This window comes from Caballeronia ptereochthonis, from assembly GCF_001545075.1.
GTDB lineage: Bacteria > Pseudomonadota > Gammaproteobacteria > Burkholderiales > Burkholderiaceae > Caballeronia > Caballeronia ptereochthonis.
In genome coordinates, this window is sequence record NZ_FCOB02000028.1 from 74,057 (window position 1) to 95,134 (window position 21,078).

Below are 21,078 nucleotides of genomic sequence, written 5' to 3' on the forward strand. Positions count from 1 at the left end.
GCTGACGGAGCGCACGGTAGCTACCATCCATACTTCAGTTCGACGCCAACGTAGTCCGCATTGCTGCCGCCTGCTTCGCGAATCGAGTCGCCCACCTGGAAGTGCACTGCCTCGACGGAACCGATCAGATTCGCCGCAATGGTCCAGTCGGCACGCAATTGCACGTACATCCCCGTCCACCGGCTGCCATGCCCGGCCGTTCCGGGCACCACGGCATTGGCCTGCTGATACACGGCGTCCGCGGTCGTCTCGCGCCACTGGAATCCGAGCGCGCCGAGCAGCGCGAGCCTGCTCGTCGGCTTGAGCGTGATGGAAGGCTTGACATGGATCAGGTTGGCATACCCCGTGTAGCCTGCGAGCGTGAAGTAGTAGCCGTTCGGGAACAGCGGGTTGAACGTCTCCACCCGTCCATCGCCGGGATGCCGGTCGCCCGACGCCGCATCGATCTGCACGCCCACGCGCGGACTCCACGGAAGATCGAGGCTATAGCCCGCGAGCGAGCCAACGGCCCACGCGCCGATGGTCTTGTTGCCGACATGCCCAGACTGGTACATCGATTCCACATCCCAGTCGACGCGGCCGACCTTGCCCGTGTAGCGAAGGTCGAAGACATTGCGGTGCTCGTCGCCCGTCGCATCGAGAAAGCGCGCATTCGACCGGTTGTACCGCGAGTAGTACCCCGAGAGATCGCCGGGTCCGACGCCCTGCCGCTCGAAGCGCACGCCGCTGAAGGTGAGGTGCCGGTTGGACACGTCGTCGAACGCGGTCACGTCGCGATACTGCACGGGCTGCGTCACGTAGCCGATGAAGCGCCATTTCTCGTACTCGTAATCCGCCCAGATCGCGTCATACGCCTGCCGCACGTTCGGGCCGTCGCGAACGGAAATGAAGCGCTGCAAGTCGAACGCCATTTCCTGGCGGCCGATGCGGAATTTCACCGTGCCGGGTCCCAGCGGACTCACCCACGCCACGAAGGCCTGCTCGAGGTCGAGCGGATTCTTGTCGACGGGCGACACCGCATCCTTGCCGAACGGCCTCGCATCTTCGAGCTGCGCGAAGAACTGAAGGTATGGGCCGATGTGCGCACCGGCGCTGACCTGCGCGCGCTGTATCAGATAAGTATCCGAATGTCCCGTGCCGATGCCGAAGAGCGGCGCGTCGTTGACTTCGAGGCGCTCGCGCAGATTGGCGCCGAGCGACAGGTACGAATCCGGATCGCCGCCGAGCGGAATGTACTTGAGGCTGTCGAGCGGCTGCCGGCGCACGCACTTGTCCGCCAATACGGACCAGTCTTCCTGCCAGCGGTTGAACAGCACTACTGGCCGCTTCGCGGTGCACGCGGCGGCGGTCGTATCGGCGGATGCCGTTTCCTCCGTCGCCCGTGCGCTGCCGCTCAGCGCCAGTGCCAGGCCGGCCACGAAAATGGAAAGGTACGAAACAGCATCCGTACGTGCGAACGGCCTGGGCCACACACGCGTCATAGTGTCTCCGTGTCGAGAATGGGGTGCAATACGATGCGCGCGACATTCCTCAGCGCATATTCGAAATGCAGTTCGCACCCGCCGTCCAGTGAAGCGGGCGAACTGCCGCGATGAGCGGTCTGGCAGGGGCTGCTCCGACTATTTCCTTGCGTCCGCCGCAGGTGCGTGAGCTGTCATGTCCGTCTGTCCGCGGCGCGCGTTGATCGCAAGCCACACGAGGACGACGAACGGCAGCAGCAGCGCCCAGAAGCCCACATGCCGATACGCGAGCGCCCCGGCAGTCGCGCCCGCAGCGAACGCGAGAATCGCCGGCAGCATCTTGCCCAGACGCGTTCGCGCCACGGCCTTCGCGTCGGCGGGCGCCGCCGGCGACAGAATGTCGATCGCATCGAGCACGGCCTGTGTGACGTTGCCCGTCATCACGGTGTTGGGCACGCCGGCACGCGCGACGAGCCGGCCGTGCGCGTTCTGCACGCCCATGGCCGCCGCGCCGACCATCCCGCAGACGACGACGGACGCGCTGTCCGACTGAACGACGGGCGACGCGCCGACGCCGGCCACGCAAAAGGCCAGCATGAGGGCCGCCTGCACGGCGTAGAGTAGACATGCGGCACGGTTGGGCGTCGCCGATCCCATGCTCTTCACGAGCACGCTGCTGACGACCACGCCGGCAACGAATGCCGGGAACGCCATCAGCTTCATGAAGACGCCTTGGCCGAAGCCCGCGGCCTCGGCTCCGATCAGCACGAAGTTCCCCGTGACGTGCGCGGTAAACAGCCCGAACAGCGCGACGAAGCTGAGCGTATCCACATAGCCTGCGATGGCGGCGAGCACACTGTCTTCAGATTTCATCGATCATCTCCCGTCCCAGGGATGACATCAGAGCCGACCGCGGCAGATCTCCTCGCGCATCGCACACGCATCGCATGTCGCGTCGTCCCACACTGCGCCTACTGCGCCGCTGCATGAATCTCGGCAATGTAGCCACCGGGGAATTGCACGACTGCCGCTTCACGCTTGTCCGAAGTGAACGGCGGGACCAGCACCGTGACGCCTGCCGCCTTCGCCTTCTGCAGGGTGTCGTTCAGATTCGCCACTTCGTAGCCGGTCATCTCATGGCCGAACGGATAGGGCAAATGGCCGTCCGTCGCAAGCACCGTCATCTTGCCGAAGCCCGATTCGATACGCACGCGCCGATAGGTATCGTCAGGCCGGCCGATCTCGACACCGGGCGCCTTGCGATCGTCGGAGACAACCTTACCGCGCGAGAATGCCACGAAGTTGCGGATCAGCGCATCGGCGCGCTCCGGCGACACGTAGACGCGGTTTTCCGGCACGGTCTGCAGCGAATCATAGTTCGGCGCCTGCGTGTGCCAATAAAGCTGCATGTTGACTCCGCCGGGCCACGCGATGATCGCGTCGCGTCCGATCGGGTCCGGGAACGTTGCGACCGTCACGTCCGCGCCGTGCGCCTTCGCCGACTTCACGGCCGCATCCATGTCGGTCACGAGGTATCCCGTGCGCTCGTTGCCGAACGGATATGGAACAGGCGTCTTGAAGCCGAACACGGAGATCGTGCCGACGGGTGTGAAGACGAGTTGCGACATCGTCTGGCTCGGCGTGGGCGTCACCTGAAAGACGCCTTGCTGCGACTTGTGACCGCCGAAGGTCGCCACGAAGCTGTCGGTGAATTTGTCGAAGTCGTCCGGCGCGACGTAGACGTGCGTGGTGTCATATTGCGGTCCGACGGACAGTGGCGGACTCGCCGCCGGTTTCGCGGACGCAACGGACGATGCGGCGAGACCGACGGCAACGAGCGTCGTCACAATCAGGGAGCGGAGGGTACGCATGATGGTGATGGTCCTCTAAGGTTCTTATTGAACACCGGCATGGCCGGAAGAATGTTTGACGCCGGCGAGGCATGTGGCCATGACGAGCGCAGCGATGAGTCCAAGGTGCTCGAAAAAGGCGTTCAACGCGAAAAAGTGCGCGTTGCCAGTCAGGTTCCAGAAGTCGTTCGCGACGAACATCGCCACGGCCGTCAATGCGGCGAGCGCGCCCGCGCCCAGCCACACGAAGCGATCGGCGATCACGCAGGCCGATCCGCCAAGCTCGACGACGATCGCGAGCGCTGCCCATAGCCATCCCGGGTGCAACCCGAAATGCTCTTGCTCGAGGACCGCGGCGTGAAAGTTCGCGAGCTTGGCGAGCCCGCCGATGACATAGGCGGACACGAGCGCCGTGCGTATGAGCATCAGCACCCACGGCTCCGCGAGAACCGCAGCGATCCAGCGAGGATTCTTTTGTGCGCCCGTGCTCATGTCAGACCGCCCAGCAGGCGCAGCCGAGCGCGCCCCAGAACGAGCGCGGATCGGACGCCGGCGCCTTGTTCGACCAGGCGCGCGCGTGATCGTGGCCATGGACCGCGCACCCGCTCGAGCAGCCGCACGATGCCGCCGCCATCTGCTGCAACGAAGCCTCGCCTTCCCCCTTCGAATCCTTCCACGCGGCAAAGCCTCCGAAGCGACGCACGGGCGACCAGTCAGGCATCGCGGACGGCGGCGCGTTGTCGTCGAGATGAGCGAACGCTCCGCCGCCATAGACGACGCGGCCGCCGACGATCGTCAGATCCGAGACCGTGCCGGCGATCTCGTCCTCGGGGCACGCGTAGAAGTCGCGGTCGGGAACGATCAGATCCGCGAGCTGGCCGACCGCGATCCGGCCTTTCGTGCCTTCCTCGTTGGAGAACCAGGTGACTTTCTCGGTCCACATCCGTAGCGCCGTATCGCGGTCGAGGCGATTGCGCTGCGGGTAAAGGCGCAGGCCGCCGACCGTCTTGCCCGTCACGAGCCACGCGAGCGACACCCACGGGTTATACGACGCAACGCGTGTGGCATCCGTACCCGCCGACGTGCGGACACCCTTCTCGAGCATGCGCGCGACGGGCGGCGTCGCTTCGGCTGCCGCCGCGCCGTAGCGTTCGACGAAATACTCGCCCTGATAGGCCATTCTGTGTTGCACCGCCACGCCTCCGCCAAGCGCCGCGATACGGTCCATCGAACGCTCGGAGATGGTCTCGGCGTGATCGAAGAACCAGTTGATGCCATGGAGCGGAATGTCCCGGTCGACCTTCTCGAAGACATCCAGCGCGCGGCTGATGGTCTCGTCATAGGTCGCATGCATTCGCCAGGGCCAGCGGTTTTGGGCGAGAATGCGCACGACCTCCTCCAGCTCGCCTTCCATCTGCGGCGGCATGTCCGGCCGCGGCTCGCGGAAGTCCTCGAAGTCCGCCGCCGAGTACACGAGCATCTCGCCCGCGCCGTTATGCCGGAAGTAATCGTCGCCCTGCTTGTACTTCGACGTCTTCGTCCAGTTCAGGAAGTCCTGCTTCTCCGCCTCAGGCTTCTGCGTGAAAAGGTTGTAGGCGAGACGCACGGTCATCTGCCCGTCGTCCGCGAGCTTGCGGATGACTTCGTAATCCTCGGGATAGTTCTGGAAGCCGCCGCCTGCGTCGATGACGCTCGTCACGCCGAGCCGGTTCAGTTCGCGCATGAAATGGCGCGTCGAATTGAGCTGATAGTCGAACGGCAGCTTGGGCCCCTTCGCCAGCGTCGCGTACAGGATCGACGCATTCGGCCTGGCGAGAAGCAGACCCGTCGGGTTGCCGTCGCTGTCGCGCATGATCTGTCCGCCAGGAGGCTCCGGCGTGTCTTTGGTATAGCCGACCACTCGCAGCGCCGCGGCGTTCAGCAACGCGCGGTCGTAGAGATGCAGGATGAAGACGGGCGTATCCGGTGCAACGGCATTCAGCTCCTCCAGCGTCGGAAGCCGCTTCTCGACGAACTGCTGCTCGGTGAAGCCGCCGATCACGCGCACCCATTGCGGGGGCGGCGTGATGGCCACCTGGCGCTTGAGCATGTTCATCGCGTCGGCGAGTGAGCGCACGCCGTCCCAACGCAATTCCATGTTGAAGTTCAGGCCGCCGCGCACGACGTGTGTGTGGTTGTCGATGAGTCCCGGCAGAACGGAGCGTCCCTTCAGGTCGATCACCTTCGTCGCGGAACCTCTCAGCGGCATCACGTCGGCGTTGTCACCGACGGACACGAATTTGCCGTCCTTGATGGCGACTGCGCTCGCGCTCGGGTTCGCCCGGTTCAGCGTGGTGAAGCGGCCGTTGTGCAGGATGAGGTCAGGGGCGGTTGCAGATACGGTCATGAACGGTTTTCCTTGATATCGGCACGATCGGCATTCTCGCGGCTGGTCTGCTCGACGGCATGACGCCCCGGCAGCATGCCGAGCATGTGCGCTGCGCCGCGCGCTTCGTGCCATGCCGTCGAAAGCGGCGAGCCCGAAAGAAGATGCCTGCTGACGGGAATGATCTGCTCGCCTCCCAGGATGCCGAGCAGGCCGACGAGCGCGACGAGCGGCGGCGCCGGCGAACGCACGTTCATCAGGCTGTAGATGACGCCGACCAGAACGCCGGCGCCCAGTGACAACAGATACATTTTTATCGACTCACCTCGGGTCGCGTCGTCGGATCATGAAAACGGCGGCCGGCGCGCGAACGCGCCAGCCTCGCCACTGTTGCGCGAGGTCGATCAGTGACCTTCGCTGCCGCCGAACATCGTCTTCGCATAGATCAGGCCGAGGCCGTAGCCGCCGCCGTGCTGGACCGACGTGGCGACCGTCTGGGTGTACGTCTCGCTGCGCGCCCAGTCGCGCTGCAGTTCGAGCAGGTATTGCAGCGAGGTCATCGGACGCGCGCCCGCCTGCACCATGCGCTCCATCGCGCGCTCATGCGCTTCGTCGGTGACGTCGCCGCATGCGTCGGCGATCACATACACTTCGAAACCCTGATCGAGCGCGGACAGCGCCGGGCCCACGATGCACACGCTCGTCCACAGACCCGCGAAAACGATGCGCGGCTTGCCGATTGCATTGACGCGATCGGCAATGCGCTGGTCTTCCCACGTATTCATCGACGTGCGGTCGATGATGTCCGCTTCCGGGAACACCGACTTGATCTCATCGAAGATCGGGCCGGAGAAAGTCTTCGAGGCGACCGTGGTCAGAATGGTCGAGACCGAGAACTCCTTCGCGGCCTTGGCCACGAGCGCCGCGTTATTGCGCAACAAGACAAGATCGATCGACTTCGTCGCGAAGGCCATCTGCGACTGGTGATCGATCATGATCAGCGTGTGATCGGACGGCGAAAGCAGCAGTTTTCCAGGCTTGGCTTGAGCTTGAGGCATCGTGTTCTCCAGGTTGAATCAGCAAACGTGACGTTGCGTGATGAAGACCGTTCCGCGTTGGGGGTGCACTCGAGATTCACGGGAGCACCTGAAACGCCGATCGCGGAGAAGCGATAATATTGGACCTCCTCAACCTAATAAATAGAATGGATCGAATAGATTCCATTCTGATTTTCATGCACCCTCTTCCCGATCTTGAAGCTTGGGCCATATTCGCCCGCGTTTCCGATCTCGGTTCGTTTGCCAAAGCGGCCGAGTCGCTTGGCATGTCGCAGCCCACCGTATCGAAAGCTATTGCGCGTCTCGAGCAACGACTCGGCACAGCGCTGCTGTATCGGACCTCGCGCCGCCTGTCACTGACGCCGACGGGCGTGATGGCTCTGGAACGCGCTGTCCGCATCCTGAACGAAGGCGAAGCGGTCGAGGCCGAGGCGTCCGCGCAAGCACTCACGCCGCACGGCACGGTGCGCGTCACCGCGCCGATGTCGTTCGGCCTCAAGTATCTGACGCCGCTGATTCCCGAATTTCTCAACCGCTATCCCGACGTCAACATCGAGTTGTCGCTGACCGATACGCTGATCGACGTCGTCGCCGAGGGCTTCGACGTGGCGTTGCGTATCGCCGAACTACCGGACTCCTCGCTGCGTTCACGCAAGCTCTGCGCGGTGCGCCGGCCGCTCGTCGCCAGCCCGGACTATCTGCGCCGTCACGGCCGGCCGAAGCATCCACAGGACCTCGTGGACCATGCGTGCCTGATCTACACCAATCTGCCGACGCCGTTCCAGTGGCGCTTTCACCACGAGTCGGAAGGAGAATACGTGGTGTCCGTGAAGGGCAGGATCAGCAGCAACAATGCGGACGCCATCAGCCCGGCGCTGCTTGCCGGACACGGTATGGCGCTGCAGCCGGAGTTCGTCGTCTGGGATGCGCTGTCCGAAGGCGAACTGGAGGAAGTCCTGCCCGACTGGCAGATCGCGAGGGTTCACCTCAATCTGATCACGCCGCCCGGCATTCTCAGGCCCGCGCGAGTAACGGCGCTGCTGGACTATCTCGTCGACTCTCTTGCGAACGCGCCTTGGGCGCACGCCGAAGAATGACTTCACCTGAATGCAGAAGGCGATAGCGCAAGCTATCGCTCCTTGCATGCGCTTGCCCGTCGACACGATCCGCCGAGTCATCCGGCTCATCCTCCGTCGTCTCAGATATCACTGCGATCAGCCGCAGCCGCGCTGATTCCACGGCTGCGTTACCCCGCTCTCTCCCTTGACCGGCAAGCATGAGCGAACAGAAAGCGCCGGGCGCACCGGGCCCGCCATTCCCTCGCGTCATCGCCGCGTCATTCGCATGCCTACCTCGCTACGGACGCCGCCACGGGCGCGAGTACTTCGTGCTTGTCCTTCACGCGCTGAGGCGCCTTGTGGACCATCGTGTATGCGTAATCGACGCCCATGCCGTATGCGCCCGAATGTTCCTTGACGATCGCCATCACGGCGTCGTAAGTGTCCCTGTGAGCCCAGTCGCGCTGCCATTCGAGCAGGACCTGCTGCCACGTCACCGGCACCACGCCCGCCTGAATCATGCGCTGCATCGCATAGTCGTGGGCTTCCTTCGAGGTGCCGCCCGACGCGTCTGCAACCATGTAGATTTCGTAACCGCCCTCTGCCATTGCGCATAGCGCAAACGTGTTATTGCAGACCTCGGTCCATAAGCCGGAGACGACAACTTTCTTGCGCCCGTGCTTAGCCAGCGCATCACGCACTTTCTGATCGTCCCAGGAGTTCATCGACGAGCGCTCGAGCAGCGGATGACCGGGGAATACATCCAGCAATTCCGGGTAGGTGTAGCCAGAAAAGCTCTCGCTTTCCACCGTCGTGATCGTCGTGGGAATGTTGAATACTTTCGCCGCTTTTGCCAAGCCGACAACATTGTTCTTCAGTACCTGGCGGTCGATCGACTGAACGCCGAATGCCATCTGTGGTTGCTGATCGATGAAGATGATCTGACAGTTGGAGGGCGTCAGTACTTCAAGATTTGGATTACTCATGATGTTATCCGCTCGCGTTTCGATGGAAGTGAAGAACCGCTCTGCCGCCAGCATTCCGGCAAGACAGATCGCTGTCGTCGGCCCGAATGATCTTCCGCATGGCCAACGCGCTTCGGAGTGTACGACATGATTCTCGAGTTTTGAAACCTGATTCGGATGTTATCTAAAAAGATGACTTGATCAAAAACATCCCCCGCATTTCCTCTTTAACGCATAAGAAGAAAAATTGGTACCAAAGAAATCGAATAGATTCGATTCCAAAAAGTGCACGCTTTAGAAAGTACTTCACGAGCTCTTTTCATTGCGCTTCAAACCCGATACTCTTTCGCGTGCCGGCAGTCACTGGAACGACGGAACAATGCATCCGTGCATATAACCGTCAAAGGCCAGATGACGATTGCGCGTTCTTTCTCATCTTTCCGCCAACATGCGTGGCGACCCGTTGTCGACGTTTCCTACCAATCGCTGCGTTGCGACGCTCTCGCACGACGCTTGAACAACAGGAATACGAGCCAATGAAACTCTATCTATTCTCCTTGCTTGCAGGAGTACTGGTTGGTGTGATTTACAGTCTGATCAACGTGCGATCTCCGGCTCCGCCGCTCGTCGCCCTTGTCGGGCTGCTCGGCATTCTTGGTGGCGAGCAGATCATTCCAGTCGCGAAGCAGATGCTGTCGGGCAGTGGCTTCCACACTGCATGGAGCGAGTCGAAGTGCACCCAGCATATGTTCGGCTCATTGCCCGGACGTCAGGCCGGAAACCCGTCGTCCACTGCCGCCGATAATTCACCGGAGCAACGCTCATGAGCAATCGCGCTGGCGATATGCCTGATCTGATTCTTCATCACGGCCGCTTTACGACGCTCGACAGAAGCAAGCCCGAAGCAACGGCTGTCGCAATACGCGAGGGCCGTTTCAGCGCCGTGGGAGACGACACGGAGATCCTGCCGCTCGCGGGCGATGCGACGACCGTGATCGACATGCAGGGCCGCCGCGTCTTGCCCGGTCTGATCGACAACCATCTGCACATTATTCGAGGCGGCCTGAACTTCAACATGGAATTGCGTTGGGACGGCGTGCCCTCGCTCGCTGTCGCGATGGAGATGCTCAAGCGTCAGGTGGCCATCACGCCGCCGCCGCAATGGGTGCGGGTCGTCGGCGGCTTCACCGAGCATCAGTTCGCCGAGAAGCGTCTTCCCACCATCGAGGAACTGAATGCCGTTGCACCCGATACGCCTGTCTTCATCCTGCATCTCTATGACCGGGCCTTGCTGAATGGCGCTGCACTGCGAGTGGTCGGCTATACGAAGGACACACCGGCGCCGCCTGGAGGGGAAATCGTGCGCGACTCCACAGGCAATCCAACGGGCCTGCTGCTCGCCAAGCCGAATGCCGGCATCCTGTACGCGACACTTGCAAAAGGCCCCAAGCTGCCGCTCGACTATCAGATCAATTCGACGCGCCATTTCATGCGTGAGCTGAACCGGCTTGGCGTAACGGGCGCGATTGACGCGGGCGGCGGCTTTCAGAACTACCCGGAGGACTATGAAGTCATCCAGAAGCTGTCCGACGAAGGACTGCTGACGATCCGCCTCGCCTACAACCTCTTCACGCAGAAACCCAAGAGCGAGAAGGAAGACTTTCTGAACTGGACGCGCACGTCGAAATACAAGCAGGGCGACGATTACTTCCGGCATAACGGCGCGGGCGAGATGCTCGTGTTCTCGGCAGCGGATTTCGAAGACTTCCGCCAGCCGCGCCCCGATATGGGACCGGACATGGAAGGCGACCTGGAGGAAGTCGTCCGTGTGCTCGCGCAAAACCGGTGGCCCTGGCGAATGCATGCGACCTATGACGAGACCATCAGCCGCGCGCTCGATGTCTTCGAAAAGGTCGATCGCGATATTCCGCTCGCAGGACTGAACTGGTTCTTCGATCATGCGGAGACGATCAGCGAACGGTCGATCGACCGGATTGCGGCGCTCGGCGGCGGCATTGCCGTGCAGCATCGGATGGCGTATCAGGGCGAGTACTTCGTCGAGCGTTACGGCGCGGCGGCGGCCGAGGCGACGCCACCCGTTGCGCGCATGCTGGAGAAGGGCGTGAAGACATCGGCGGGCACCGACGCGACACGGGTTGCCTCTTACAACCCGTGGGTCGCGCTCTCGTGGCTCGTCACGGGCAAGACGCTCGCGGGACTGCGCATCTATCCGCAGCGCAATTGTCTGGACCGTGAGACTGCGCTGCGCATGTGGACAGAGAACGTCACGTGGTTCTCCAACGAAGAAGGCAAAAAAGGCCGCATCCAGACGGGGCAACTCGCTGACCTGGTCGTGCCGGACCGCGACTACCTGAGCTGCCCCGAGTCCGATATCGCCGATACCACTGCCGTGCTGACCATCGTCGGCGGCAAGATCGTTTATGCGGCGGGTCCATTCGCCGATCATGACGCGCCGCTTCCGCCCGCGATGCCCGACTGGTCGCCCGTGCGTGCGTATGGCGGCTATGCAGGATGGGGCGCGGCGGAAGGCACGCCGTTGCAGCGCAGCCAGTACGCGCAGGCCTGCGGGTGTGCGAGCGCCTGCGGCGTGCATGGTCACGGGCACGCGCGAGCGTGGTCGAAAAGCGTGCCGGCGTCCGATCTAAAGAGCTTCTGGGGTGCGCTGGGTTGCTCGTGCTGGGCCGTTTGACGAGCGGCCAGCAAAGCGTCTTGCAAGGCCTGACCGAAAATCGTTTGCACGTTGCTCGCGGCGGTCAGCACGACGGCATGACAGTCCGTTGCCGCGGGCGATTGCAGTCGTGGGCTATTCAATCGATCACGGAAAGATCTCTGGAAGTCCTGCCTTTTCACCGCCAGCCGGTATATCGGCCAAAATTGGCCTTTTAGCGTCGGCTGTCGTGGCAAGGCTATCATTTGTCCAACAATACTGAACATGGGCGGCAACAGCGCATCGCCCTGAGCCGTTCGACGCATGCGTCGCCCGCGGCATTTGCCCCAGTGCCCGATCCTTGCCGAAAACATCCAGCATGAACAACGTCGAGCTATTCCATTACATATTGCTGCTCGTGTGCGGTGCTGGCGTACTGACATGGATTGCCGAGCGCATGGCCGTTCCGCCCGCGGTCGTCCTGCTGTTCGGAGGGGTTGCAATCGCGCTGATGGGGCGCAATACGACCGTCGACATGGATCCCAATCTGGTGCTGACGGCCGTCCTGCCTCCGTTGCTGATGTCGAGCGCGTTCTACACCGCATGGTCGGATTTCCGCCGCGAGATCTTCAGCATCCTGTCGCTCGTGCTGGGCGCAGTCGCGTTCACCACCGTTGCGGTCGCTGTTACCGTGCATGCGTTCGCGCCCGCGTTGGCGTGGCCCGCCTGCTTTGCTCTGGGCGCAATCGTCTCTCCACCGGACGCCGTCGCCGCGAAAGCCATCCTCGATCGCAATCCGCTTCCGTCGCGGCTCGTTACCGTGCTCGAAGGCGAGAGTCTCGTCAACGATGCGACGGGTCTTCTCCTCTATCAGATGTCCATTGCCGCGGCATTCACCGGGCAATTCACGGCAGGCCGCGCGACGGGCGTCTTCCTGATGTTGACGATCGTCGGCATCGCGGTCGGAATCGCGTGCGGACAGCTCATGATGTGGCTGATCAAGCATGTCACGGACCCCATGCTTCGCATCGTCCTCACGTTCCTGATGGCATGGGCCAGCTACAGCGTCGCCGAGGAGCTCGGAGGGTCCGGTGTCCTGTCCGTCGTCACGTGTGGTTTGATGCTGGGCGTGCGCCAGCATCGCGCCTTCGATGCGCTTACGCGCGTCAAGGCGGCGGCCGCGTGGGAAGTGATCGTGTTCGTGCTCGACGCGCTCGTGTTCATTCTCATCGGGCTCGCGCTGCACGGGATCGTCGTTCGGATGGGCGACACGAGCTCGATGCTGGCGACGAGCGCCAGCGTCGCCCTCCCCGCGCTCGTGGCCGTCATTCTTTCGCGCCTGGTGTGGGTAGTGGTCGCGATCTATCTGCCCTCCCGCGTCGGATCCGGGCATCGCAACGCGGGGCGCCGATGGCAGCCTGGCGAAATCGCCGTTCTCGCCTGGGCAGGCGTAAGAGGCGTGGTCAGCCTCGCTGCGGCACTGGCGTTGCCCGAACAGTTTCCGAATCGGGACGCCATCGTATTCAGCACCTTCCTCGTCATCTTCGGAACACTTGTCATACAGGGCGGCAGCCTCGCCGTGCTCATCCGCCTCATTGGTTTGCGGGCGGTGCGAGGGTCGACCATGTCCGAACTGGAGGCGCGCTCACACACATTCCGCGCCGCATTGACGGAACTCGAGAAGATCAGCCAGGCGGTCAAGGACGAGGACAGAAGCCCGGTTCGACAGCTCATCGACGAATATCAGATGAGAGTGCGCAACAACGAGAAAGCCCATTCGGCAGGCAAGGAGCATATCGAGTTACGAGCACGCCATCTGCGCCTCGAACTCGATCTGGTCACGATTTCGCGGCAAACATTGCTGCGCTTGCATCGCGAGGGCAAGATCGAGGATTCGGTGCTGCACAGACTCGAGGCGGAGCTGGATCTGGAAGAGCTCCGTCTGCATCGCCTGCTGGAACCGTGATCACTTCAGTTGTTGCAGCGCGCTTCGAGCGCGTCGATGAACGACCGGTCCCAGGTTCCGGCCTCCATCGCCGCCATGGTGCGCGCCTCGGCGGCCAGCACATCGCGCGCCTTTTGCAGTACACGCTCGACGTCATCGGGAGGAATCGCCAGCAGCCCGTCCTGATCGCCGACGACGACGTCGCCCGGATTGACGACCATTCCCCCGACCGACACCGGCACGTTGATTTCGCCCGGGCCATCCTTGTACGGACCGCGATGCGTCACCCCCCGCGCGTACACGGGAAACGCCCGCGAGCGGATCTCCGCGACGTCGCGAATCGCTCCGTCCACCACCACGCCGGCCAGGCCGATCTTCGCCGCGTAGAACGTCAGAATGCCGCCGACCACCGCGTTGCCGATGTCGCCGCCGGCGTCGATCACGAGCACGTCGCCGGGGCGGCAAAACTCCAGCGCGCGCAGGTACGCGAGGTTGTCGCCGCCACGCGAGCGGACCGTCACGGCAGTCCCAGCCATCGTCTGCCTGGAGGCCTGATGAAAAGGCGCAAGTCCGACCGTCCCGATGTTTCTGTGCATGTTGTCGCTCAAGGTCGACACCGGGATGTCGCGCAACGCTTCGAGCACGCGGCCGTCGTACTGCCCGGCGGAAGGGTTCTTGCGAATGGCTTGATAGGCGCTCATGGGAGTTCAGTGTTGAGATAAAAGGATCGAACGAGCCCCATCACGCGAGCTCTTTCGGCTTCCGTCCGGATGCGCGATGCGGGGCACGCTCAGAGCGTGGCCGTCACGCCGCCATCGACATAGAGAATGTGACCGTTCACGAACTTCGAAGCATCGCTCGCGAGAAACACGGCCGCGCCGACGAGGTCCTCGACATCGCCCCAGCGACGCGAAGGCGTGCGGCCAATGAGCCACTTGCTGAAGGTCTCGTCATTCACGAGCGCCTGCGTCAGTTCCGTTTTGAAGTAGCCCGGCCCGAGCCCGTTGACCTGAATGCCGTGCTGGCCCCAATCGATCGCCATGCCTTTGGTCAGCATCTTGACCGCGCCCTTGGTGGCCGTATAAGCGGCGATGTTCGGACGACCGAGCTCGCTCTGCACCGAGCAGATGTTGATGATCTTGCCCGCGCCGCGTCCGATCATGAAGCGCGCTACGGTCTTGCCGACCAGAAAGACGCTATCGACATTGGTCTGCATCAGTTCGCGCCATTGCTCCTGCGAGAATTCCTCGAGCGGCGCGCGGCGCTGCATGCCCGCGTTGTTGACGAGTATGTCGATCGGCCCGAACCCGGCCTCGACACGCTCGATCGCCGTCTCCACTTCCGATTGCGATGTCGCATCGAAGCCCGACGCTTCCGCCTCGATTCCCTCGTCGTGAAGCGTGCGCACGGCGTCGCGCAAGCGCGCTTCGTTGCGGCCGTTCAGGATCACGCGCGCGCCCGCGACGCCAAGCCCGCGCGCGAGCGCAAAGCCGATGCCGGTGCTGGACCCGGTGATCAGGGCGCGCCGACCGGTTAGGTCGAACAATTTCAAAACGCTGTTCAAGGTACTCGTCTCCTGTTCGAATGCCGGTCCGCGCCTCAGGATACCGGCGTGAACTTCAGCTGATTGATGGGGGTAACTTTGTCGGTGCGCGAGAGCCCATAGGGCGTGTTCGGCCCGAGCCACTTGTTGAAGATGGCATTCATCTCGCCGCTTTGTTCCAGCGTATTGAGCGCCTTGTTCACCGCCGCGAGCATGGCCGGTTCGTCCTGACGCAAGCCCACCGCGATCGGCTCGATCAGCATCGGCTCCGATGCGATCGCCACGGCGCCGTCCGAGCCCTCGACTTGCTTCGCGATCTTGATTGCCGTCATCTGGTTCGTCACGAAGCCCTTCACCTTGCCCTGTTGCAGCGCGAGGAACGCCGAGCTCGTGTCATGGAAGGTCACCGCCTGGCCGCCCTTGATCGAGAGCGGGATCGATTGCGCCGACGTCGAGCCATCGGCCGCGCTGATCTTGAGGCCCGCGAAATCGGCGAGCTTCTTGCTCGCGTCCTCCTTCTTCACGACGAGTACTTCCTTGGTCGAGTAGTACGCGTCGCTGAATGCGACCTGTGTCGCGCGTGTCTTCGTATAAGCGAGATTCGCGACCACGATGTCGACGCGCCCGAGCTTCAACTGGGGAATGCGCGCTTCCACGGCCAGCGGCTGAAGGTTGACCTTGACGCCGAGCTGCTTTGCGATGGCCGTGCAAAGGTCGACGTCCATCCCTTCGAGCTGCCGCGTATTCGGATTCGGATACGAGAACGGCTCGACGTTCGAATAGACGCCGCAACTGAGCGAACCGCGGCTCTTCACGTCCGCGAACTGGTCCGCGTGAGCCTGGCCAATGGAAAAGCCGATGCTGGCGAGCGCCATGATTCCTGCAAAAACCGACTTGAACTGCATCGTGATACTCCTCACCTCGAGAGATTGATGGTGCAGCGGGAACGCACCGTTCCGCGCGGCCGTTCAGGGGCTGAAGCAAAAGCTCAATGCGCGCGAAGATCCGAGAGAAAGCGCTTCGCGCGTTCGTGCTTCGGGTGCGAGAAGAACTCGTCGGGCGTGCCCGTTTCGATGATCTTTCCCGCATCCATGAACCACACACGGTCCGCCACTTCGCGCGCGAAACCCATCTCATGCGTCACGCACATCATGGTCATGCCGTCCTGGGCGAGGCTCTTCATGACGCTCAGCACTTCGCCAACCATTTCCGGATCGAGCGCGCTCGTGGGCTCGTCGAAGAGCATGGCGGGCGGATCCATCGCGAGCGCGCGGGCGATTGCCACGCGCTGCTGCTGCCCGCCCGAGAGCTGTCCCGGGAACGATTGAGCCTTGCTCGACAGACCGACGCGCGCAAGCAGATCGGCCGCCTTCTGCTCGGCGACGCCGCGCTTGATGCCGCGCACGCGCATCGGCGAAAGCGTGATGTTGTCGAGCACCGACAGATGCGGAAACAGGTTGAACTGCTGAAACACGAAGCCGATGCGGCTGCGATAGGCATTCAGGTTCATCTTCTTGTCGTGGATGTCCTGATCGTCGAACGAGATCTTGCCGCCGTTGATCTCCTCCAGCCGGTTCACCGTTCGAATCAGCGTCGACTTGCCCGAGCCGGACGGACCGCAGACCACCACGACCTCGCCCTTGTTCACTTCGGCATTCACGTCGACGAGCGCGTGATATTCGCCATACCACTTGTTCACGGCAGAAAACTTGATCATCACTGTTCCTTTGGGTTCGACGCTCAGCTTTCGCTTGCGACCGGTTCGACGAGAGGTTCGCGGTCGCCCTTGCGCGGCTTGCCTGCACGGCCTGCGCGCTTTCTGGTGATGCGCCGCTCCAGATAATGCGCGAGCTGCGTGAGCGCATAGCAGAGAACGAAATAGCTGAGCGCCACGATCAGATAGACCGGAAACGGCTTCGTCATCAGGCGGTTGTTGATCTGGTCCGCGGCGAAGGAGAGCTCCTGCACGTTGATGATGTAGCCGAGCGACGTTTCCTTGATCGTCGAGACGAACTGCGTGACCATGCTCGGCACGACGTTATAGAGCGCCTGCGGAAGGATCACCGAGCGCATCGTCTTCATGTAGCTCATGCCGAGCGCGCGCGACGCTTCGGTCTGTCCTTTGGGCAACGCCTCCATGCCGCCGCGAATGATTTCGCCGAGATAGGCGGAGTCGTAGATCACGAGCGCGCACAGCATGGTGACGAACCCCGTGACCGGATAGCCCGTCAATACCGGCACGAGAAAATACACCCAGAAAATCACCATGAGCAGCGGCACGCCGCGCACGGTATAGACGAGCGCGGTGGCCGGCGCGCGCAGCACCTTGAAGTGGCTGACCCGTGCGAGCGCCACGAGGATCCCGAGGGGAAACGCGATCGCCAGCGCGCACAGCGACAGCAGAATGGTGACGACGATGCCGCCGAGCGGCCCATGAGGGTATTGACCGATGACGAGCAGAGCCCAGTTGTCGCGCAGGATGTCGAACATGATCACTTGACTCCCGGGATGCGGTAATGCGCCGCGAGCCGCGCGCCCGCCATCATGATGGCGAGCGAGAGCACCAGATACACGACGGTCGCGACCAGATACGTTTCGAACGACAGGAACGTCTCGTTCTCGATTTTTCGCGTCACGTAGGTCAGCTCGGCCGCGCCGATCGCCATCGCGAGACTCGTGTTCTTGAAGAGCAGGACCGCGTGATTGACCATCGGAGGAATGGCGTTGCGCAATGCCTGGGGCAGCACGACGTAGCGCATGGCCTTGAAGAAGTTCAGCCCCAGCGCGCGCGATGCTTCGAACTGACCATACGGAATCGCGCGCAGGCCGCTTCGGATGTCCTCCGAAAGGTACGCGCCGCTGCACAATCCGATCGCGATGACCGCGAAGATGAACTGGCCGTTGTAGTCGTTCAGGAAGTCCTGCAAGCCGCTCGGCAGGATCGCCGCAATGCCGAAGTACCAGAAGAGGATCTGCACCAGCATCGGCACGTTGCGGTGATACGCAACATAGCTCGCCACGAACGATGTCGCGACGCGAAGCTGCGTCATTCGGATCAGCGTGAGCAGAATGCCCATGAACAGCGAAAGCAGCCACGCGAGCCCCGTCATGGCGAGCGTGAGTTCAATGCCGTGCAGGAACAGTGCGCCATAGTCGCCCTGAAGCACGGTTGCCAGATCAAAGTGAAGTTTCATATCGCACGTCCAGAGTTTTTCAATTCCGCTTGGCGCTTCCATCCTTGCCACGAATCGATACTAGCTCGCTCAAAAATGGCAATGCAGACGCCTTTCTTCTGGTGCGATAAGTTTCAGAAATGAATGCCGCCAAAGGCGCGAGGACCGCGCGGACAGGGCTTCTCACGATTGTGTCTCCTGATTTCGCCGCGCCTCTTTCGGGCGCCTCATTCGTCGCGAAACGAGTTCGGCAGAGCCTCGTTCGACGCTCCGCCGATCATGGTTGTTGCATTTACGCCGGCGCCCGCAGCTCGCCCAGCACTTCAGGATTGACGGGCGTCGGCGGCCTGCCCGCGTCGGGTCCCACGCCCATCGCCGCGATCAGGTTGTCGACGCACAGGCGAGCCATCGCGCGACGCGTCGCAACCGATGCGCTGCCGATGTGCGGCGTCAGCACGACGTTTCTGCACGCAAGCAGCTCCGGATGGACGCGCGGCTCGCCCTCGAACACGTCGAGGCCCGCCGCCGCGATGCCGCCTTCCTTCAATACGGCGGCCAGCGCGGCGTCGTCGACCACGCCGCCGCGCGCGATATTGATGAGCGTCGCGGAGGATTTCATCTGCTTCAGTTCGGCCGCGCCGATCGCGTGATGCGAGTTCGCCGAATACGGCACGACCACGATCAGATGATCGGATTCGCGCATCAACGCATCCTTGTCGACATAGCACGCGTTGCATTGCGCTTCGATCTCCGGCGCGAGCGGCGTGCGGTTGTGATAAATCACCTTCATGCCGAAGCCGAGCGCGCCGCGCCGGGCGATCGCCTGCCCGATGCGTCCCATGCCGAGAATCCCGAGCGTCGAGCCGTGAATGTCGGCACCGAGCAGCATGTCGAAGCGGCCCGTCGTCACCCATTTGCCCTCGCGCACGAAGTGCTCGGACTCCGTGATGCGCCTCGCCGCGGCCATCATCAGCGCGAAGCCGAAGTCGGCGGTGGTGTCGGTGAGCACGTCGGGCGTGTTGGTCAACAGCACGCCACGCGCCGTGCAGGCGGCCACGTCGACGTTGTTGTAGCCGACGCCGATATTGCATACCGCCTTGAGCTGCGGGCACGCATCGAGCAGGCGCGCATCGATGCGATCGCTCCCCGCCGTGAGGGCGGCCTGCCTGCCTTGCAGACGCTCGATCAGCTCGTCCTGCGTCCAGAGCGTGTCGGACGGATTGTCGGTGACGTCGAAATGCGCGCGCAGGCGCTCGACGATGTCGGGAAAGGACGCGCGGGTAACCAGCACCGATGCACGCATGAAAGAATCTCCTGAAACCTTGAATCGTATGAGTCGATGATCGATATGCGACGAAAGCGAACGCTCAGCGCGCTTCGGGCTCGCGCTTGATCGTCGTGAGGCCGCCCGGCACCTGCAGGGTCGGCAGGATTTCCATGTTGCTGATGTTCACGGCGAGCGGCGCGGCAATCGCGAAGGCGATCGCATCGGCGATATCGGACGGCTGCGGCAATTCGAATCCGTCGATGAACTCCTTGCGCGCGGCCTCGATGTTGCCGCTGACATGCCCGAAGATGTCCGTCGCCACGCGCCCCGGGCAGATCTCCGTCACGCGCACGCGCTTGCCCGTCGCGTCGACGCGCAGTTGTCGCGAGAGCGCGTGAATGCCTGCCTTGGTCGCGTGATAGATCGAGTTGCCGCCGAAGTTGTAGATCGCCGCGATCGAGCTGATGTTGACGATATGGCCGCGGTCGCGCGCCACCATGCCGGGCATCGTGAGACGCACCAGATGCAGCACGGCTTGCAGGTTCACTTCCACTTGAAGGTCGATGTCGCCTTCCGTCGCGCTCAGGATCGAGCCCTTGGTCGATACGCCTGCGTTGTTCACCAGAATGTCGAACTCCACCTCGCTGGTGAGCCGGGTCACCGCGTCGAGATCGCAGACGTCGATCGCGTGCGGAATGCAGCCGGTTCGTTCGGCCAGTTCATTCAGACGCTCGGCGTTGCGCGCGAGCGCATGCACTTCCAGCCCTTCGCGACGGAATCGCTCGACGATCGCCGCACCCATGCCGGTCGAAGCGCCCGTCACCAGCGCGGTCTTGTAATCGGAGAAAGGCATCGAATGCTCCTGTTTGATGTTTGGTTGGTGTCGAAACAAATGTACGTGGACGCATGCGCACGCGCCAAGACGAAATGTCTTTGATGAGATAAGCGCGGCCTATGGCGCGATGAGCCTGGAGAGAGGCACGACGCGTCCGCCCGCCGTTTCGATCGCGCTGCGCACCGTGCGCGCCAGTTCGACCGCCCCGGGCGTGTCGCCGTGCAGGAGGATCGATTGCGCCGTCATCTTCAGGCGCTTGCCCGAATGCGTGGTGACCGTGCCGTCCTCGAGCAGCTGCTGCACGCGCGCGAGCACGGCCGTGCGATCCTTGATGACCGCGCCATCCAGCTTGCGCGAAACCAGATTGCCCGCGTCGTCATAGGCGCGATCCGCGAGAAAGGTGTTCGCGACACGCATGCCCAGCTTGTCGGCGGCACGCTCGATCTGCGTATTCGTCGACACGCTGATGACCACGTCGCGATCGAAGTCCGCCACCGCGCGCACGAGCGGCTCGGCGAGCTCATACGATGCAGCCGCCATGTTGCCGAGCGCGCCATGAAAGCTCATGTGCGTGAGACGCGCGTGCGCGGCCTTCGCGATGCCCGCAAGCGCGCCCATCTGATACAGCACGTATTTGGCGAGTTCGAGCGGATCGGCCTGAATCGGTCTGCGGCCGAAGCCGAGCAAGTCGGGAAAGCCGACGTGCGCGCCCACATCGATGCCTTTCCGGAGCGCGAGCCGCACCGTCTTGTCCATGATGACGGGATCACCCGCGTGATAGCCGCACGCGATATTCGCGGACGAAACGATGTCCATCATCGCTTCGTCCTCACCCATGCGATAGGGGCCGAAGCCTTCGCCGAGATCGGCGTTCAGATCGATTTGCACAGC

The 21,078-nt window shown here is 62.7% G+C and carries 21 protein-coding genes; 4 read left to right on the forward strand and 17 right to left on the reverse strand.

Annotation, left to right across the window (positions count from 1 at the left end):
• Positions 1-20: 20 nt before the first annotated feature.
• From AWB83_RS26375 to AWB83_RS26405, 7 genes are all read right to left on the reverse strand, one after another.
• On the reverse strand, positions 21-1,481 hold the full coding sequence (locus AWB83_RS26375) for an alginate export family protein (RefSeq protein ID WP_087048557.1): 1,461 nt from the start codon (positions 1,479-1,481) through the stop codon (positions 21-23).
• 138 nt (positions 1,482-1,619) lie between these two features.
• Positions 1,620-2,333 carry a YoaK family protein gene (locus tag AWB83_RS26380; protein WP_087048558.1) on the reverse strand — a complete coding sequence of 238 codons (714 nt, stop codon included), beginning with the start codon at positions 2,331-2,333 and terminating at the stop codon, positions 1,620-1,622.
• A gap of 98 nt (positions 2,334-2,431) precedes the next feature.
• Positions 2,432-3,331 carry a VOC family protein gene (locus tag AWB83_RS26385; RefSeq protein ID WP_087048559.1) on the reverse strand — a complete coding sequence of 300 codons (900 nt, stop codon included), beginning with the start codon at positions 3,329-3,331 and terminating at the stop codon, positions 2,432-2,434.
• A gap of 24 nt (positions 3,332-3,355) precedes the next feature.
• Positions 3,356-3,802 (reverse strand): DoxX family protein, encoded by a 447-nt coding sequence (locus AWB83_RS26390; protein WP_087048560.1) that lies wholly within the window; start codon positions 3,800-3,802, stop codon positions 3,356-3,358.
• Between the two features lies 1 nt (position 3,803).
• Positions 3,804-5,696 (reverse strand): amidohydrolase, encoded by a 1,893-nt coding sequence (locus AWB83_RS26395; protein ID WP_087048561.1) that lies wholly within the window; start codon positions 5,694-5,696, stop codon positions 3,804-3,806.
• Positions 5,693-5,992, reverse strand: a complete 300-nt coding sequence (locus AWB83_RS26400; protein ID WP_167389171.1) for a XapX domain-containing protein — start codon at positions 5,990-5,992, stop codon at positions 5,693-5,695. Before AWB83_RS26400 ends, AWB83_RS26395 begins: the two co-directional genes overlap by 4 nt.
• 87 nt (positions 5,993-6,079) lie before the next feature.
• Positions 6,080-6,733, reverse strand: a complete 654-nt coding sequence (locus AWB83_RS26405) for a hydrolase (RefSeq protein WP_087048563.1) — start codon at positions 6,731-6,733, stop codon at positions 6,080-6,082.
• Between the two features lie 176 nt (positions 6,734-6,909).
• On the opposite strand from AWB83_RS26405, the gene AWB83_RS26410 reads away from it, so the two are divergent.
• Complete coding sequence (locus AWB83_RS26410) at positions 6,910-7,830, forward strand: LysR family transcriptional regulator (RefSeq protein WP_087048564.1); 921 nt, start codon at positions 6,910-6,912, stop codon at positions 7,828-7,830.
• A gap of 251 nt (positions 7,831-8,081) precedes the next feature.
• On the opposite strand, the gene AWB83_RS26415 is transcribed toward AWB83_RS26410, so the two are convergent.
• On the reverse strand, positions 8,082-8,777 hold the full coding sequence (locus AWB83_RS26415) for a hydrolase (RefSeq protein ID WP_087048596.1): 696 nt from the start codon (positions 8,775-8,777) through the stop codon (positions 8,082-8,084).
• A gap of 515 nt (positions 8,778-9,292) precedes the next feature.
• Between AWB83_RS26415 and AWB83_RS26420 the strand changes: the two genes are divergently transcribed.
• From AWB83_RS26420 to AWB83_RS26430, 3 genes are all read left to right on the forward strand, one after another.
• Positions 9,293-9,583, forward strand: a complete 291-nt coding sequence (locus tag AWB83_RS26420) for a XapX domain-containing protein (protein ID WP_087048565.1) — start codon at positions 9,293-9,295, stop codon at positions 9,581-9,583.
• Positions 9,580-11,466, forward strand: coding sequence for an amidohydrolase (locus AWB83_RS26425; protein WP_087048566.1), 1,887 nt, complete (start codon positions 9,580-9,582; stop codon positions 11,464-11,466). The genes AWB83_RS26420 and AWB83_RS26425 overlap by 4 nt, the downstream gene beginning before the upstream one ends.
• 337 nt (positions 11,467-11,803) lie before the next feature.
• The gene (locus tag AWB83_RS26430; RefSeq protein ID WP_087048567.1) at positions 11,804-13,390 is read left to right on the forward strand and encodes a Na+/H+ antiporter; all 1,587 of its coding nucleotides are present in this window, start codon (positions 11,804-11,806) and stop codon (positions 13,388-13,390) included.
• A gap of 5 nt (positions 13,391-13,395) precedes the next feature.
• On the opposite strand, the gene AWB83_RS26435 is transcribed toward AWB83_RS26430, so the two are convergent.
• From AWB83_RS26435 to AWB83_RS26475, 9 genes are all read right to left on the reverse strand, one after another.
• The gene (locus AWB83_RS26435) at positions 13,396-14,070 is read right to left on the reverse strand and encodes an RraA family protein (protein ID WP_087048568.1); all 675 of its coding nucleotides are present in this window, start codon (positions 14,068-14,070) and stop codon (positions 13,396-13,398) included.
• Between the two features lie 89 nt (positions 14,071-14,159).
• Complete coding sequence (locus AWB83_RS26440; RefSeq protein ID WP_244197897.1) at positions 14,160-14,933, reverse strand: SDR family oxidoreductase; 774 nt, start codon at positions 14,931-14,933, stop codon at positions 14,160-14,162.
• Between the two features lie 35 nt (positions 14,934-14,968).
• Positions 14,969-15,817 (reverse strand): transporter substrate-binding domain-containing protein, encoded by an 849-nt coding sequence (locus AWB83_RS26445; protein WP_087048570.1) that lies wholly within the window; start codon positions 15,815-15,817, stop codon positions 14,969-14,971.
• A gap of 83 nt (positions 15,818-15,900) precedes the next feature.
• Positions 15,901-16,629 (reverse strand): amino acid ABC transporter ATP-binding protein, encoded by a 729-nt coding sequence (locus AWB83_RS26450; protein WP_087048571.1) that lies wholly within the window; start codon positions 16,627-16,629, stop codon positions 15,901-15,903.
• A 23-nt stretch (positions 16,630-16,652) separates the two neighbouring features.
• Positions 16,653-17,402: an amino acid ABC transporter permease gene (locus AWB83_RS26455; protein ID WP_087048572.1), complete on the reverse strand. Its 750-nt coding sequence runs from the start codon at positions 17,400-17,402 to the stop codon at positions 16,653-16,655.
• 2 nt (positions 17,403-17,404) lie between these two features.
• Positions 17,405-18,106 (reverse strand): amino acid ABC transporter permease, encoded by a 702-nt coding sequence (locus AWB83_RS26460; protein ID WP_087048597.1) that lies wholly within the window; start codon positions 18,104-18,106, stop codon positions 17,405-17,407.
• Between the two features lie 271 nt (positions 18,107-18,377).
• A complete protein-coding gene (locus AWB83_RS26465) occupies positions 18,378-19,388 on the reverse strand; it encodes a 2-hydroxyacid dehydrogenase (RefSeq protein ID WP_087048573.1) in 1,011 nt (336 codons plus the stop codon).
• A 64-nt stretch (positions 19,389-19,452) separates the two neighbouring features.
• A complete protein-coding gene (locus AWB83_RS26470; protein ID WP_087048574.1) occupies positions 19,453-20,205 on the reverse strand; it encodes an SDR family oxidoreductase in 753 nt (250 codons plus the stop codon).
• A gap of 99 nt (positions 20,206-20,304) precedes the next feature.
• Entirely contained in the window at positions 20,305-21,075 is a 771-nt protein-coding gene (locus AWB83_RS26475; RefSeq protein ID WP_087048575.1) for a LamB/YcsF family protein, read from the reverse strand.
• Between the last annotated feature and the right edge of the window lie 3 nt (positions 21,076-21,078).

Bases quoted from the DNA above. Each gene is read 5' to 3' on its own strand.
- AWB83_RS26445 (WP_087048570.1), bottom strand. From the start codon at position 15,817: ATGCAGTTCAAGTCGGTTTTTGCAGGAATCATGGCGCTCGCCAGCATC.
- AWB83_RS26425 (WP_087048566.1), top strand. From the start codon at position 9,580: ATGAGCAATCGCGCTGGCGATATGCCTGATCTGATTCTTCATCACGGC.
- AWB83_RS26435 (WP_087048568.1), bottom strand. From the start codon at position 14,070: ATGAGCGCCTATCAAGCCATTCGCAAGAACCCTTCCGCCGGGCAGTAC.
- AWB83_RS26415 (WP_087048596.1), bottom strand. From the start codon at position 8,777: ATGAGTAATCCAAATCTTGAAGTACTGACGCCCTCCAACTGTCAGATC.
- AWB83_RS26410 (WP_087048564.1), top strand. From the start codon at position 6,910: ATGCACCCTCTTCCCGATCTTGAAGCTTGGGCCATATTCGCCCGCGTT.
- AWB83_RS26455 (WP_087048572.1), bottom strand. From the start codon at position 17,402: ATGTTCGACATCCTGCGCGACAACTGGGCTCTGCTCGTCATCGGTCAA.
- AWB83_RS26450 (WP_087048571.1), bottom strand. From the start codon at position 16,629: ATGATCAAGTTTTCTGCCGTGAACAAGTGGTATGGCGAATATCACGCG.
- AWB83_RS26405 (WP_087048563.1), bottom strand. From the start codon at position 6,733: ATGCCTCAAGCTCAAGCCAAGCCTGGAAAACTGCTGCTTTCGCCGTCC.
- AWB83_RS26430 (WP_087048567.1), top strand. From the start codon at position 11,804: ATGAACAACGTCGAGCTATTCCATTACATATTGCTGCTCGTGTGCGGT.
- AWB83_RS26470 (WP_087048574.1), bottom strand. From the start codon at position 20,205: ATGCCTTTCTCCGATTACAAGACCGCGCTGGTGACGGGCGCTTCGACC.
- AWB83_RS26380 (WP_087048558.1), bottom strand. From the start codon at position 2,333: ATGAAATCTGAAGACAGTGTGCTCGCCGCCATCGCAGGCTATGTGGAT.
- AWB83_RS26385 (WP_087048559.1), bottom strand. From the start codon at position 3,331: ATGCGTACCCTCCGCTCCCTGATTGTGACGACGCTCGTTGCCGTCGGT.
- AWB83_RS26460 (WP_087048597.1), bottom strand. From the start codon at position 18,106: ATGAAACTTCACTTTGATCTGGCAACCGTGCTTCAGGGCGACTATGGC.
- AWB83_RS26390 (WP_087048560.1), bottom strand. From the start codon at position 3,802: ATGAGCACGGGCGCACAAAAGAATCCTCGCTGGATCGCTGCGGTTCTC.
- AWB83_RS26465 (WP_087048573.1), bottom strand. From the start codon at position 19,388: ATGCGTGCATCGGTGCTGGTTACCCGCGCGTCCTTTCCCGACATCGTC.
- AWB83_RS26375 (WP_087048557.1), bottom strand. From the start codon at position 1,481: ATGACGCGTGTGTGGCCCAGGCCGTTCGCACGTACGGATGCTGTTTCG.
- AWB83_RS26395 (WP_087048561.1), bottom strand. From the start codon at position 5,696: ATGACCGTATCTGCAACCGCCCCTGACCTCATCCTGCACAACGGCCGC.
- AWB83_RS26420 (WP_087048565.1), top strand. From the start codon at position 9,293: ATGAAACTCTATCTATTCTCCTTGCTTGCAGGAGTACTGGTTGGTGTG.